This is a genomic window from Aureimonas ureilytica (assembly GCF_001475935.1).
GTDB lineage: Bacteria > Pseudomonadota > Alphaproteobacteria > Rhizobiales > Rhizobiaceae > Aureimonas > Aureimonas ureilytica_A.
On the sequence record NZ_LDQA01000008.1, the window covers coordinates 1 to 14297 of the forward strand.

The following is a 14297-nucleotide window of genomic DNA, read 5'->3' on the forward strand; positions in this document are numbered from 1 at the left end:
CAGCCGCAGCCGCAGCCGCCGCGCCCGGCCAGCCTGCCAAGCGCCTCGGCCGCGCCGAGCCCCGTAAGACCCGACGCGCCCGCAATCGCCGCGCCTCCATCCGCGCCACCGGCATCCGCGTCTAACACCAGCGCACAACCCGCCCCCTCCAACGGCTGGCGTCGCCACCTCATCGCCGGGCCGGAGCTGGCTTTGTCGGGCGAGATCGATCGGCGGCGCTGGTCGATCACTCTGACGCGCGAGGAAGCGGAAGCCGCCGCCCGGCTCAACATCGCCTATCAGAACGCCATTCTGGTGGCTCCCGAAGCGTCGCGCCTGCGCCTTCTCGTCAACGACATGCCGCTGATCGACGCGCCCGTCGCCTCGTCGGACGGGTTGAGCGATCTCACGGTCGCCGTGCCGGCCGGCCTGCTGCGCCCCGGCCTCAACACGATCGGCGTCGAAAGCACTCTGCGGCACAGGACGGACTGCACTGTCAGCTCCACCTACGAACTCTGGACGACGCTGGCTTCGGGCCGCACCTTTCTCGAATTCGCCGGAAGCGCCGCCGATTTCGCGCCGCGCCGGCTGGAGGACGTGCGCGCCACCGGCCTCGACGGCGAGGGGCTGACGCTGATCCGCCTCGCGCTGCCCGCCGGAGACCTCAGCGACGCCGCCCCGGCCCTCATGCGCCTGTCGCAGGGGCTGGCGCTTCTCACCGCCATGCCCAACCAGAGCGTCGAGATCGTGCAGGGCAGCGTGCCGCCGGCCCGCGCCGGGACGCTCGATGTCGTGGTCGCCCCGGCCGACGCCTTCGGCGCGCTGGCGGGGGCCTTGAGCGCAAGCCCGAGCGGGGGCGCGAGCTTCCTGCGCCGCGGCGATGGATCGAGCGTTCTGGCTCTCACCGGCTCCAACTGGGACGAAGTGGCAGCGGGCGCCGAGCGCATCGTCTCCTTCGTGGACCGGGAGGGAGCCGCCCCGCGCCCGGCGATCCTCAACCCCGCGCTGCGCACGCCCGACGCGCCCTTGATGCGCGAGGGCGGGGCGCTGAGTTTCCGCGAGTTGGGCGTCGTCTCGCAGGAGTTCGCCGGGCGGCGTTTCCGCACCGAGTTCGCCGTCGCGGTGCCCGGCGATTTCTTCGCCGAAGCCTATGGCGAGGCCGTGGTTCGGCTGGACGCCGCCTATAGCGGCGAGGTTCTGCCGGGCAGCCTCGTCAATCTCTATGTGAACGGCAATATCGCGACGACCCTGCCGATCGGCGGCGGGGGCAGCGGCGTGCTGGACGGCTTTCCCTTGCGCATGACCATGCGCCATCTCAGGCCCGGCGTGAACACGATCGCGCTGGAGGCCAATCTTCTGACCGAGGCCGACCGGAGCTGCCGGCCGGGCACCTCCACCGGCGGCGCGCCGCGCTTCGCTCTGTTCGATACCTCGCGGCTCGAAGTGCCCGATTTCGCCCGCATCGCGCGGGTGCCCGATCTCTCGGCCTTTCAGGGCGTCGGCTTTCCCTACAATGTCACGCGCGATCCCGTGGATGTCGTGCTGCCGGACGATCGGGCGGAGGGCCTCAGCGCCGCCGCGACCTTTCTGGGCCGCATCGCATTTTCGGCCGGCCATGCCATTCCGCTGCGGCTCGCGCCCGCGCCGACCGGCGCCCTCGGCTCGCACGCGCTCTTCATCGGGCCGACGCGCCAACTGCCGCCCGAGGCGCTGACGCGTGCCCATATCGATCCCGCCCGCGCGGCCGAATGGGGCGGGCAGGCGCCCGGGCCGGCCGCCGCCCCCGCGCTGACGCTGGAGGGCTGGCAGAAGCAGTTCGGCACGGCGTCTGGCTGGCGCGCGACGCTGTCGGATCTGGAAGGCTGGCTGCGCGAGACCTTTGACATCGAGGCTGGCGGGCTTCGGCTGGTGCCCGCCAGCCAGCAGCCCTTCGCCCCCGGCGCGGATGACGGATTGGTGGTCGGGCAAGGCGAGGGGCCGGCCGGCGTCTGGACCGTTCTCACCGCGCCGAGCACGGCGGCCTTGAGAGAGAATATCGCGCTGGTCGCGCGCGAGGCGAACTGGGTGCAGCTCGTGGGGCGCGTGTCGGCCTTCGACCCAAAAGAGAGCACAACCGCCAGCCAGCCCGTCGGCGCGGCGTCCTTCGTGCCGACGCAGCCCTTTTCCTTTTCCAATATGCGCCTGATCCTCGCCAACTGGCTGTCGGAAAACGTCCTCGCCTATGCTTCGCTGATCGTGGTGGTGGCGCTTCTCCTCGGCATCGCCACCACCGCCTTCGTGCAAACCTTGGGGCACCGCGAATGAGATCGCTGACGCCTCTCTTGTTCGCGCTTCTTCTGGCTTGGGGGACACCCGCCATGGCTGCGTCCTCGCTTCCACCCGGCGCGTGGGAGAGCTACCGCGCCAGCTTCCTCGACGCGTCGGGGCGCATCGTCGACACCGGCAATCACGGCATCAGCCATAGCGAGGGGCAGGGCTACGGCCTGCTTCTGGCCGTGATGGCCGATGACCAGGCCAATTTCGACCGCATCTGGAGCTTCACGCGCACGCAGCTTCTGGTGCGCGACGACGGGCTGGCCGCCTGGCGCTGGACGCCGGGCTCCGAGCCGCCCGTCACCGATCTCAACGATGCCAGCGACGGCGACATCCTGATCGCGCTCGGCCTCGCGCGGGGCGGGGCCAAATGGCAGAGGTCCGACCTGACAGAGGCCGCCGCGACGCTGGCGGGATTCATCGGCGCGCGCCTTCTCTTCGCCCATGATGGGCAGACGCTGCTGCGGCCGGGCGTCTCCGGGTTCGATCGGGGCGAGCGCGCGGACGGGCCGGTTGTGAACCTGTCCTATTGGGTGTTCGAGGCCTTCGGCGAACTCGCCGCGCTCGCACCCGGCCATGACTGGAGCGGGGCCGAGGGGGGCGGGCGGCACCTTCTCGCCAGCGTCCTCACCGACGCCGCCCTGCCGCCCGAATGGCTCTCGCTCGCCCAGCGGCCCAAGCCCGCCGCCGGCTTCCCGGCCGAGTTCGGCTACAACGCGCTGCGCCTGCCGCTCTATCTCCTGCGCGCAAGGGAAGGAGATACCGATCTCCTGCGCAAGCTCACGGCCGGAATGACAGACGCGAACGGCAACCTGCGGATCGTGGATCTCGCCAGTGGCGCGACCAAGGAAACGCTCAGCGACCCCGGCTATCGCATCATTCCGGCCGCAGTCGCCTGCGTGCTCGAGGGAACGCCCGTGCCGGAGGACCTGCGCGGCTTCGCGCCGACGCTCTACTATCCTTCGACCCTGCACCTTCTCGCCCTCGACGCGCTCAACGAGAGGCATCCCGAATGTCTGCGCTGAAGACCCTCGCCGCGTTCTCCGCGATTGCCGGCCTGTCCGTCGCCATGCATGCCTGGCGCGAGGGTTACGACCTGTCGCCGCCGGCCGCGCCGAGCGTGGCCATGGCAGCCGAGCCGAGCGGCGCGCTCGTCGCGCAGGCGCAGACATCGAACCCGGCACCGGCGCAGGCTCCGACGCTGCCGCCAACGCAGGTCGCACCGTCTCAACCGGCCTCCAACGAGCCAGCCGCCGCGCCGCCGCAGGTCGATCTGACGGCGCTGCGCTACTTCGCCCAGCAGGGCGATACGAGGCGTCTGGAAGCGGAAATCGCGCGGCTCAAAAGCCTGTATCCCAACTGGCAGCCGCCCGAGAATCCGTTCGATCTGCCGGCCGCCGCCCCGGCCGGCGACCCCGAGCTGGACCGCATCTGGCAACTCTATGCGCAGGGACGCCTGGGCGAGGTGCGCGAGGCCATCGCGGCGCGGACTGAGAGCCAGCCCGGCTGGCAGCCGCCCGCCGATCTTCTGGAGCGGGTCGCGGTGGCGGAAGCGCGCCTGCAACTCGTCAACGCCTCGAATCTCCAGCAATATGAAAGCGTCATCCGCATCGCGGCCTCGACCCCGAGCCTCCTGACCTGCTCGGAGGTGGACAGCCTCTGGCGCGTGGCGCGCGCCTTTGCCGAAACCAAGCGCCCCGAGCGCGCGAAGGACGCCTATCTCTACGTCCTCACCCATTGCGACAATGTCGGCGAGCGGCTCGCCACGATCCAGATGGCGAGCCAGCGGCTGGCCCGCGCCGATCTCGACCCGCTCTTGGCGGCCGAGCGCAGCGGGCCGGACGGGGTCGGCGAGTTCGCCGCGCTGCGCGCCGATCTCGCCCGCGCGAGCCTCTCCAAGGCGGCGGACGACGCCTCGGCGCAGGTCTCCGACGCCGATCTCGCGTTGATCCGCAAGTTGGTCGATGCGCCCGAAGGCCGGGCGTCCGATGCCGAGCTTCTGGGCTGGTACGCGCTGCGCCGGGGCGATGCGGCCGGTGCCCTGCCGAATTTCGAGCGCGCCCGCGCCAGGGACGACAGCGCCACGATCTCGCAAGGCTATGCCCTGTCCCTCATTCCGCTCGGCCGCTTCGCGGAGGCCGAAAACGCCATGGCGCGGTGGCGCACGGCGTCGGATGGGGCGCGGGCGGTCTATCTCGCGGCGGCCGCCAATCTGCTGGCGGCGAGCGGGGGCCAAATCATTCAGCCCGATGTGCTCGCACGCATCACGGCCGCCGTCGGGCAGGCGCGCGATGGCGCGAGCGCCCAGCAGCTCGGCTGGTATGCCTATGGGCTGAACCAGTTTGTGACCGCCGGCCAATGGTTCGCCGCCGCGCTCGACTTCCGGCGCGGCGACGAGCCGTCCGCCTATGGTCTGGCGCTGGTGCGCCAGCGCCTCGGCGATCAGCCGGGCCTCGCCGCCCTCCAGCGCGCCTTCGGCCCCCGCTCGCCGCGCATCGCCGCGATCGGCCGCCCCGATCAGGCGGAGGTCGCGGCCGCCCAGGCCGCGCGCGACGGCGGCACCGTTCCGCCCACGGCCTATGCCGCCGCGCAGCCGAGCGCATCGGCGCAGGCCATGGCCGGGATGGCGGGCGCGGGTTCGCCTTTTGCCGGGGCGCCATCCGGCACCTCCGCGCAGCCGGGCGGAGCGATGGTCGGTCCAGCCGGGGCGAATGCGCCCGCCGCCGGTTTCGCGGCCGCGCAGCCGAGTTCCGCCATGAGCGGTGCCCCGCAGATGGCGGGCGCAGAATTGCCCGCCACTGCCGATGCGGGCTCACAGCCGGGAGCTTCGATGCGTGCGGGAACTGCGGCTGCGATGGCCGGCGAAGCGGGAGCCGGTTCGATTGTCTCCGCCTATGCGGGCATGCCGTCCGCGGCAGTGATGGGAGCCGGTGCCGGCTCGCAGGGGATGTCCCACACCTCGCCGCAGCCGGGCAGCAGCGCCATGGCGCAAGGCCAGACGCCGCCTGCGACACGCCGCGCCCACGTCGCGCCATCCGCTCGATCCGAGCCCGCCGCCAGCGCCGCGCCCGCCCGGCGCGTGGCGTCGAGGTCCGCGCCCGCAAGGGGATGCGGCGGCGCTGAGATCGATCCGTCGACGCTTTCGCCCGACGCTGCCATGGCGCGCGGCTGGTGCCTTCTCGACCTCAACCGCCCGTTGGAGGCGGCCGGCGCGTTCGAAAGCGCGGCGCGGCGGGGCGAGGGACGCACGCGCCAGGACGCGTCCTATGGCGAGAGTCTGGCCTATCTGCGCCTCGGCGTCGGAGACCGCGCTGCCATTGCCGCCACACGCGCGCCCCAGCCCGCCGCGCGCCGCATCGAGCTGGACACCGCCATCCTCTCGGCCCGCGCCACCAGCGCCTTCGAGGCCAAGCGCCCGGTGGAGACCCTGCAGGCACTGGACGAGCGCGCCCGCATCGCGCCCGAGCGGCTCGACCTCATGGTTCTGCGCGGCTACGCCTATCTGGAACTGCGCCGCTGGGCCGACGCGCGGCAGGTCTTCTCGGCGGTCGCGCGCACCGGCAACCGCGAAGGCGTGCGCGGCCTCGCCGCCCTCGATCAGGCACAGGGCCGCTTCGCGAACGACGGCTGAGGCGAGGGGCTGTAGCTGATCGCCTTCGGGCGGCGGTGCGGCGCACGGAGGATGGCAGCCGGTGTCATGCCTGCTCGCCAACCGGGTGTTCGGGCCGTGAACCGCGCTCGCCTCACGGCCGCTCCCACGCCCTAGCGGCAGCACCGAATGAAAGTCGTTTCCGGCCCTCCATTGCGAGGGCTCGGAACAGGACGTCAGCCCCCAACCGTCTACGCGTCCGTCGCGGCGCTGCCGAGGCGATCGAGCATTCGAATAAGATCGGCCAGGGATTTCGCCTGCATCTTGCGCATGGCATGTCCGCGCCGAACCTTGACGGTGATCTCGCTGAGGCCCAGCTCGCCGGCGATCTGCTTGTTGAGAAGACCGCGCCCGACCATCACCATGACCTGACGCTCGCCCGGCGACAGCGACTGCCAGTTGCGGTGGAGATCCGCGAGCGCGCCGTCGGCTTCGAGCCGCGCCCGATCCCGCTTCAGCCCCTCCTGGATCGCGTCGATCAGGTCTTGGTCGCGGAACGGCTTGGTCAGGAATTCGATCGCCCCGTTCTTCATCGCGCGCACCGACATTTCGATGTCGCCATGGCCGGTGATGAAGATGACGGGCATCCGCAGGCCCTTCGCGCCCATATCCTTCTGGAATTCGAGGCCGCTCTGGCCGGGCATTCGGATATCCAAGACGAGACAGCTCGGCGCGCTCGGCTGCTCGGCGGCGAGGAACTGCGCCACCGAGCCGAAAGAGCGCGCTTCGAGATCGACCGAGGCTAAGAGGTCGGCCACCGCCTCGCGCACGCTCGGATCGTCGTCCACGATGAAGACGAGGGGCGCCTGCGTGGGCGGGGTCATGCGTGGTCCTTTTCGGGCAGAGGCAAGGTGCAGCGGAACACGGCGCCCGGTCGCGGCTCGGAGGTCACCCAGATGCGCCCGCCATGCGCTTCCACGATGGAGCGGCTGATGGTCAGGCCGATGCCCATGCCCCCTTCCTTTGAGGTCCAGAAGGAATCGAACAGATGCTCTAACGCGTTGGCCCCGAGGCCGACGCCCGTGTCCGTGATGGAGAAGCCCAGATGCCCCGAATCCTCGCGGAAGGAGGCGATGGCGAGTTCGCGCCGTGCGGGGGGCACCGCGCTCATCGCCTCTATGGCGTTGAGAAGCAGATTGGCCGCGACCTGCTGCATCTGCACCTCGTCGGCGAGGATGGGCGGCAGCGCATCGGCGAGATCGAGCGTCACCGCAATGCCGTTGCGTTCGATCTCCGCCTGCGCCAGATCCAGCGCCGTCAGAAGCATGGCGTTGAGGTCGAGGCGCGTCTTGCGCGGCTTTTCGCCCTTGGCGAGGCCGCGCACGCGCAGGATGACGTCGCTTGCCCGGTTGGCCGCGTCGATGACGCGATGGAGCGCGGCGCGCGCTCGCTCGGGCTCGGGCGGCTCGCGGTCCAGCCAGCGGTGCGCGGCCTGCGCGCTGGTGGTGATGGCGGCAAGCGGCTGGTTGACCTCGTGCGCGATGGAGGCGGTGAGTTCGCCGAGCTGGGTCAGGCGCGCCATCTGACCGAGCTTGGCCTGCGCGGCGAAGACGGCGGCCTTGGCGGCGACCAGCTTGAGCGAGAGATAGGTGGTGACGGCGATGGCGAGAACGCTGATCACGCAGTTGGCGAGGCCAGAATCGAAGGCGCCGGCGCGCGTCAGAAACAGGCTGAGCACCGTCAGAAAGGCGCAGAACCACGCGAGCGCCACGACGCCCCGTACCGACAGCGCATCGACAGCCAGAAGGATTACGGCCGTGTAGAACACCGCGACGGCGATCTCGAAATGCGTGGCCGTGTCGGCGATGAAGATGAGGGCCGTGAGAACAGCCAGCGCGGCCAGACGCCAGCGCGGCCGTCTGGCCGCCTCACGTCTCGTCTCTTCCGCGCCCGTCTGCATCCCGCTCGCCCTCATGCCAGCTTTCGAAACTTCAGACGCGCTCGAACCGCCAGCGCGCGGAGGTGACGAGCGGCTCCAGGCTCAGCCGCCCGATCATCTGCTCCACCAGGCGATCCTGTCGCTGGTCGGCACGCATGATCGCGTTGACCTCCACCCGGTTGGAGTCTTCGATATCGGTGCTTTCGATTTCCTGAATGTGGAGATGGGTCCCCACATCGCGCAGCAGCAGGCCGCGCACATCGGCCTCCCGCTCGCCATGGCAGACGATCGAGATCGTGTAGAGGCTCTTCAAGTCGGGCGCGAGCGGCAGGCGCAGCTCGATGGCGCGCACCAGCGGGCGCAGGAGCAGGTTCACGCAAATGACGAAGAGCGTGCAGACGGCGGCATGGGGATAGAAGCCCGCGCCGCACAGCGTGCCGACGCCCGCCGAGCACCAGAGCGTGGCGGCCGTGTTGAGGCCGCGCACGTTCAGCCCTTCCTTGAAGATGATGCCCGCGCCCAGAAAGCCTATCCCTGAGACGACCTGCGCGGCCATGCGCGTCGGGCTGGATTCGCCGGGAAAGAGCGCGGCGAAGGTGACGAAGATCGCGGCGCCGATGGCCACCAGCGTGTTGGTGCGCAGGCCCGCCATCCGCTGGTGCCATTGCCGCTCGAAGCCGATCGCGCAGCCGAGCACCAGAGCCGCGAAGAGATTGAGCGCCGTTTCCGGCAGATGGTCGAACATGGGTGTCGGTCCCAAAGAAGGGGCAAGGCGGGATGAAGCCCATGGCAGAGCTTCATCACAGGCGCGTGTCAGGCCCGTTGAAGCTTCCCTTCAGCTGGGATTATCCAGGCTGAAGAGGTCCGCGCCTTCGTCATAGGCGAAGGTCTCGGCATAGCGGCCCCATTGGATGATCGACTTCAGCGTCTGCGCGGCGTCCTCTTCCGTCATCGAGTCCTCCAGCTCGTCGCGGAAGCGGCGCGCCGGGGCGTGATGGGTCGGCCGATCGTCCAGCACCCGGCGCACATGGGCCGCCAGCGGCACGTAGCTCAGGAGATGCTGGGCGAAGATCTGCTTGCGCTGGTCCACTTCCGCGTCGACATAGCGCCGCCCGGCGATCAGCAGCCTGATGTCGCCATTGCCGAGTTCGGCAAAGCGCAGCAGCTGGAGCACTTCCGCGATCGGGAACAGCTCGTCCGCCTCGTATTGCAGCTCGGCCGCGAGCCGGGGCAGATCGGCCTCTCCGTGATAGGGCGGGGCGGCGATGGCCTCCATCAAGCCGGCGAGCGAGTTGGTGGAGACGCGCGGCAGCGCCATGCCGATGCCTGTGCCGGGGAAGAGCCCTTCCTTGTGATGGTCGGCCTCGTGGCGCGTCGTCATGCGCACATAGATGTCCTCGACCATGGCGCGGAAGCTCGGGTCCTGCCGGTTGCGCGGCTGCGGCAGGTCCACCTTGATCTCGGCGATGACGCGGCCGGGATTGGAGGAGAAGACGCAGATACGGTCGCACATCAGCACCGCTTCCTCGATATTGTGCGTGACGATCAGGATCGACTGGATCGGCATCCGCCCCTCGCACCAGAGGTCGAGAAGATCGGTGCGCAGCGTTTCGGCGGTCAGCACGTCGAGCGCCGAAAAGGGCTCGTCCATCAGGAGAATGGCCGGATCGACCACGAGGGCGCGGGCAAGGCCGACGCGCTGGCGCATTCCGCCCGACAGCTCCTTGGGATAGGCGCTTTCGAACCCGTCGAGGCCGATCAGGTCGATGGCGGCGAGCGCGCGCTTGCGCCGCTCCTCGCGCGGCACGCGCTTGGCCTCCAGCCCCGCCTCGACATTTTCAAGAACCGTGAGCCAGGGAAAGAGCGCGAAGCTCTGGAACACCATGCCGACGCTGGTCGGGCCGTTGGCCTTGGGAAAGGTGACGGTGCCCACATTCGGCTGGATCAGCCCGGCGATGGAGCGCAGGAGCGTGGACTTGCCCGAGCCCGAGCGGCCGAGCAGGCCGACAATCTCGTTGTCGTAAAGAGTGAGGTTCACGTCGTCGAGGACGAGGGTTTCGGCTCCGTTCGCCTTGCCATAGGCATGGCGCACGCCGCGCACTTCGACGAGGGGCTGGGTCTGGATCGCGTTCATGGCGCGCACTCCCGCTTGGAGATCAGTTGAGGCGAAGGTGCCGCTCGGCATAGCGGTACGTCGGCCGCCAGACGGTGCGGTTGAAGAGGATGACGAAGAGGCTCATCATGGCGATACCGAGCGCGACGCGCGGATAGTCCCCGGCCGCCGTGGCATTGGCGATATAGGAGCCGAGGCCCGCCGCCTCGAGCTTGGTGTTGCCCCAGGAGACCGTCTCGGCCACGATGCTGGCGTTCCAGGAGCCGCCGGACGCCGTCAGCGCGCCGGTGACGAAATAGGGAAAGATCGCCGGCAGCGCGAGCTGGCGCCACCATTGCCAACCCCGGATGCCGAAAATGCCGCTGGCTTCCTTCAGGTCGGTCGGGATCGCGGTCGCCCCGGCGATGACGTTGAAGAGAATGTACCATTGCGTGCCCAGCACCATCAGGACCGACAGCCAGATGTTGGGGTCGAGATGGAGCGTCGAGATGGCGACCACGGCGAAGGGAAACAGGACATTGGCGGGGAAGGCCGCGAGAAACTGCGCCGCCGGCTGCACCCGCTCGGCCCATTGCGGGCGCAGGCCGACCCAGACGCCGACCGGCACCCAGATGACGCTGGCGATAACCGTGAGCACCGCGACACGGGCGAGCGTGGCAAGGCCCAAGAGAAAGGCTTCGCGGATATCGCCCATCGTCAGACTGTCGGTGATGAAGGACGCGAGTTGCCAGAGCCCCCAGGCGCAGCCCAGAAGCACCAGCCCAACCCAGGCCCGGTCGATCGCCCCGGCCGTGGTGCGCCCGATCGCGGGAAGGCGGGGGTGGGGCAGGGACGGCAGGCGGAGAGTTTCGACCAAGCGGAAGGGCGCGGCGAGAACAAAGGCGAGCTTCTTCACGAGACGCGTGCGGCGCACGAGATCATAGGCCCAGCTTTTGGGCCGGGTTTGCGAGGCCGTCTGCTCGAAGCGGAACTTGTCGGCCCAGGCGACGATCGGCCGGAACAGGAGCTGGTCGTAGAGAAGGATCACCACCGCCATCGCGCCCACGGCCAGCGCCACCGCGCCGAAATCCTTGCGCTCGATCGCGACCGCCAGCCAGGAGCCGATGCCCGGCAGCGTCGCGGTCTTGTCGCCGACCGTGATGGCCTCGGACGCCACCACGAAGAACCAGCCGCCCGACATGGACATCATCATGTTCCAGACGAGACCGGGCATGGCGAAAGGCAGGTCCAGCCGGATGAAGCGCCGCCAGGCCGAGAAGCCGAACTGGCGCGACACCTCGTCGAGATCGGCCGGCACGGTGCGCAGCGATTGGTAGAAGCTGAATGCCATGTTCCAGGCTTGGCCCGTGAAGATCGCGAAGATCGAGGCGCATTCCGCGCCCAGCTGCTGACCGGGAAACAGGCCCATGAAGAAGGTCACCGTGAAGGTGAGAAAGCCCAGCACCGGCACCGATTGGAGAATGTCGAGGGCTGGAACGATGATCAGTTCCGCCTTGCGGCTCTTGGCGGCCAGCGTCGCGACCGTGAAGGTGAAGAGGAGCGAGGCGGCGAGGGCTGCGAACATGCGCAGCGTCGTGCGCAGCGCATAATCGGGCAGGCGGGCGGGATCGAGCGTGATCGGCACCTGCTGCAACAGGTCGAGCGGCTGGCGCGCTTCCTCCGCGCCATGCACCACCATCACCGCCACACCGGCCAGCAGCACGAGCGCGACCGCATCCGCCCAGATGCTGGCCTTGCCCAGCGACGACACGATGCCCGTCGCCCCGCCGGCGCGGGAGGGCGCGAGAAAGAAAGCCATGATCCCACCTCCTTTGGACCCCTCGCGCCCAAACGCCGGCGACCCCGCCAGCCAGCGGCTGGGGGCGTGTCACGTCAGGAATGGGCGGTTCGAGCGGCCGATTGGTCGCGAGCGCTCAGGCCGGGGCGGCGAGGGCGTTCGCGCATGAAGAGCCCGCACCGCGCGAGCCCGGTCTGCCGAGGCGTGGCGGCCACCGTACGGGCGGCTTCCTTCCTCGGCACAACCGCCCGACAGGCGCGTTGCAACTGGCGAACTCCTAGCACCGCGCCAGGCCTCGGCCGAGCGGGCATTGGGTCAATCGCACTATACATCGGTATATCCGTCCCGGCATTCAGGCGCGGGAGGTGTCGCGTCGTCACGCCGAAGCGGTCGGCCGCCGGCTAGGCCATCACGTCCGCGAACCGCGCCTTGAGGTCCCAAGGCGGCGGGTGAGGATCTGCGCGACCGTGCGAAGGTCGGCTCCGAGCTTTTGCCGGAGCGGAGCATTCGCCTCGCCGGGGATGAGACTGACGGCGATGCCGGCGATGGCGCGGCCTGAATGGTCCCGGATCGACGCGCCCAAGCAGATCATGCCCTCGCGCCGCGGCCATCGTCATCGCATAGCCGCGCTGCCTGAGGAGATCGGTCTCGCCCGCGAGTTGGCTTTGGACCCCCCGCTGATCTCGGTCCGGCCGAGGAAACCGCTCGCCCAGCGCATCTGCCAAGGGCCGGGACGAGACCGCCCGTCCGCAGCCGCGTCGCCAGATCGAACTCAAGTCATGGTCGCAGTCGGCCTATAGGCCGAGCTTTTGATGAAGCCTAGTTCCCACGCAATATCGGTCGCCACGAGCGGCTTCGACGCGCTTTCCGGGGAGGCCCTGCACCTTGGCTGGGCGTCGAAGCGCCAGCGATTGCCGGGTTGCCGACCTGCGACAAAGCGCGCGGCCCCGGCTTGACAATTCCTTTCATGGCAAACAGTATCGGTTCACAGAGTGGAGCTTTGTTCCATTAGTCGAACTTGAGTGTCGAGTCAGCCGGAGGTTCCCTTGGTTCAGCTTCGATCTCCGCATCTCTTGCGAGACGCTTGCCTCATCGATGGCGCTTGGTCGAGGGCTTCGAGCGGTGCCACGATCGAGGTGCACGATCCCGCCGACGGGTCCCTGATTGCGCGCGTTCCCTCGCTGAGCGCGGCGGAGGTCAGCCAGGCGGTCGAGGCGGCGGGCAGGGCTTTCAAGCCCTGGGCCGGGCTCGCCGCGCAGGAGCGCGCCAAGATCCTGCGCCGTTGGTTCGAACTGATCGTGGCGAACGCCGACGATCTCGCCGCGCTGATGACGGCCGAACAGGGCAAGCCGCTGGCGGAGGCCAGGGGAGAGGTGCTCTACGCCGCGTCCTTCATCGAATGGTTCGCTGAAGAGGCCAAGCGTGTCTATGGCGAGGTCATTCCCGCGCCGCAGGCCGACAAGCGGCTGATGGTCTTGAAGCAGCCGGTCGGCGTTTGCGCGGCCATCACGCCTTGGAACTTCCCCGCCGCCATGATCACCCGCAAGGCCGCCCCCGCGCTCGCGGCGGGCTGCGTCATGATCGTGAAGCCCGCCGAGCAGACGCCGCTGACCGCGCTGGCGCTCGGCGTTCTGGCCGAGAAGGCCGGCATCCCGGCCGGCGTTCTGCAGATCCTCACGGGCGAGTCGCGCACGGTCGGCGGCGTGCTGACGGGCAGCGACACGGTGCGCAAGCTCTCCTTTACTGGCTCGACCGAGGTCGGGCGCATCCTGATGGCCGAGTGCGCGCCAACCATCAAGCGCCTGTCGCTCGAGCTGGGTGGCAACGCGCCTTTCATCGTCTTCGACGATGCCGATCTGGACGCCGCCGTGGAAGGCGCGATCGCCTCCAAATACCGCAATGCCGGCCAGACCTGCGTCTGCGCCAACCGGCTCTATGTGCAGGCCGGCGTGTTCGACGCCTTTGCCGAAAAGCTCGCCGCTCGGGTCGCCGCGCTTCCCGTCGGGCGCGGCACGGAGCCGGGCGTCCTGATCGGCCCGTTGATCGACGAAGCGGCGTTGGAAAAGGTCGAGAGTCATCTCCAAGACGCGCTGGCCAAGGGGGCGCGTGTCGTCACCGGCGGCAAGCGTCATCCGCTCGGCGGGCTCTTCTTCGAGCCGACCGTGCTAGTGGGCGCGACATCGGACATGCGCGTGGCGCGCGAGGAAACCTTCGGCCCGGTCGCGCCGCTCTTCCGCTTCGAAACCGAGGAGGAGGTGATCGCGCTCGCCAACGACACCGAGTTCGGCCTCGCCTCCTATTTCTACACCGAGAATGCCAAGCGCGCGTGGCGCGTGGTGGAGGCGCTGGAATACGGCATGGTCGGCCATAATACGGGACTGATCTCCAACGAGGTTGCGCCCTTCGGCGGTGTCAAGCAGTCCGGCCTCGGGCGGGAAGGCTCGCATCACGGCATCGAGGAATATCTCGAGGTGAAATACTGGTGCTCGGCGCTGCGCTGAGACGCGCCGAACCAACATCCGTTTCGAAGCGCTGCCGCCGGCCGGGCGGACGGTCGTGGCCGCGCTGAACCCATCGGTCGGGAGGC

At 69.2% G+C, this 14297-nt stretch carries 9 protein-coding genes; 4 read left to right on the plus strand and 5 right to left on the minus strand.

What is annotated here, in order from left to right:
- Positions 1–171: 171 nt before the first annotated feature.
- The 3 genes from NS365_RS02315 to NS365_RS02325 are packed head-to-tail and all read left to right on the plus strand — an operon-like array spanning position 172 to position 5923.
- On the plus strand, positions 172–2283 hold the full coding sequence (locus NS365_RS02315; RefSeq protein WP_275477546.1) for a cellulose biosynthesis cyclic di-GMP-binding regulatory protein BcsB: 2112 nt from the start codon (positions 172–174) through the stop codon (positions 2281–2283).
- Complete coding sequence (locus tag NS365_RS02320; RefSeq protein WP_058598675.1) at positions 2280–3317, plus strand: glycosyl hydrolase family 8; 1038 nt, start codon at positions 2280–2282, stop codon at positions 3315–3317. The genes NS365_RS02315 and NS365_RS02320 overlap by 4 nt, the downstream gene beginning before the upstream one ends.
- The gene (locus NS365_RS02325) at positions 3305–5923 is read left to right on the plus strand and encodes a hypothetical protein (RefSeq protein ID WP_058598676.1); all 2619 of its coding nucleotides are present in this window, start codon (positions 3305–3307) and stop codon (positions 5921–5923) included. The genes NS365_RS02320 and NS365_RS02325 overlap by 13 nt, the downstream gene beginning before the upstream one ends.
- Before the next feature lie 209 nt (positions 5924–6132).
- Here NS365_RS02325 and NS365_RS02330 read toward each other — a convergent pair whose 3' ends face one another.
- From NS365_RS02330 to NS365_RS02350, 5 genes are all read right to left on the minus strand, one after another.
- Positions 6133–6765 carry a response regulator transcription factor gene (locus NS365_RS02330; protein ID WP_058598677.1) on the minus strand — a complete coding sequence of 211 codons (633 nt, stop codon included), beginning with the start codon at positions 6763–6765 and terminating at the stop codon, positions 6133–6135.
- Entirely contained in the window at positions 6762–7856 is a 1095-nt protein-coding gene (locus tag NS365_RS02335) for a sensor histidine kinase (protein WP_244498333.1), read from the minus strand. The genes NS365_RS02330 and NS365_RS02335 overlap by 4 nt, the downstream gene beginning before the upstream one ends.
- Before the next feature lie 16 nt (positions 7857–7872).
- Entirely contained in the window at positions 7873–8565 is a 693-nt protein-coding gene (locus NS365_RS02340; RefSeq protein WP_058598679.1) for an MgtC/SapB family protein, read from the minus strand.
- Positions 8566–8655: 90 nt separating this feature from the next.
- Positions 8656–9954 (minus strand): AAA-associated domain-containing protein, encoded by a 1299-nt coding sequence (locus NS365_RS02345; RefSeq protein WP_058598799.1) that lies wholly within the window; start codon positions 9952–9954, stop codon positions 8656–8658.
- Positions 9955–9976: 22 nt separating this feature from the next.
- Complete coding sequence (locus NS365_RS02350) at positions 9977–11731, minus strand: ABC transporter permease (RefSeq protein WP_058598680.1); 1755 nt, start codon at positions 11729–11731, stop codon at positions 9977–9979.
- Between the two features lie 1025 nt (positions 11732–12756).
- On the opposite strand from NS365_RS02350, the gene NS365_RS02360 reads away from it, so the two are divergent.
- Entirely contained in the window at positions 12757–14211 is a 1455-nt protein-coding gene (locus NS365_RS02360) for an NAD-dependent succinate-semialdehyde dehydrogenase (RefSeq protein ID WP_058598682.1), read from the plus strand.
- The last annotated feature ends 86 nt before the right edge of the window (positions 14212–14297 follow it).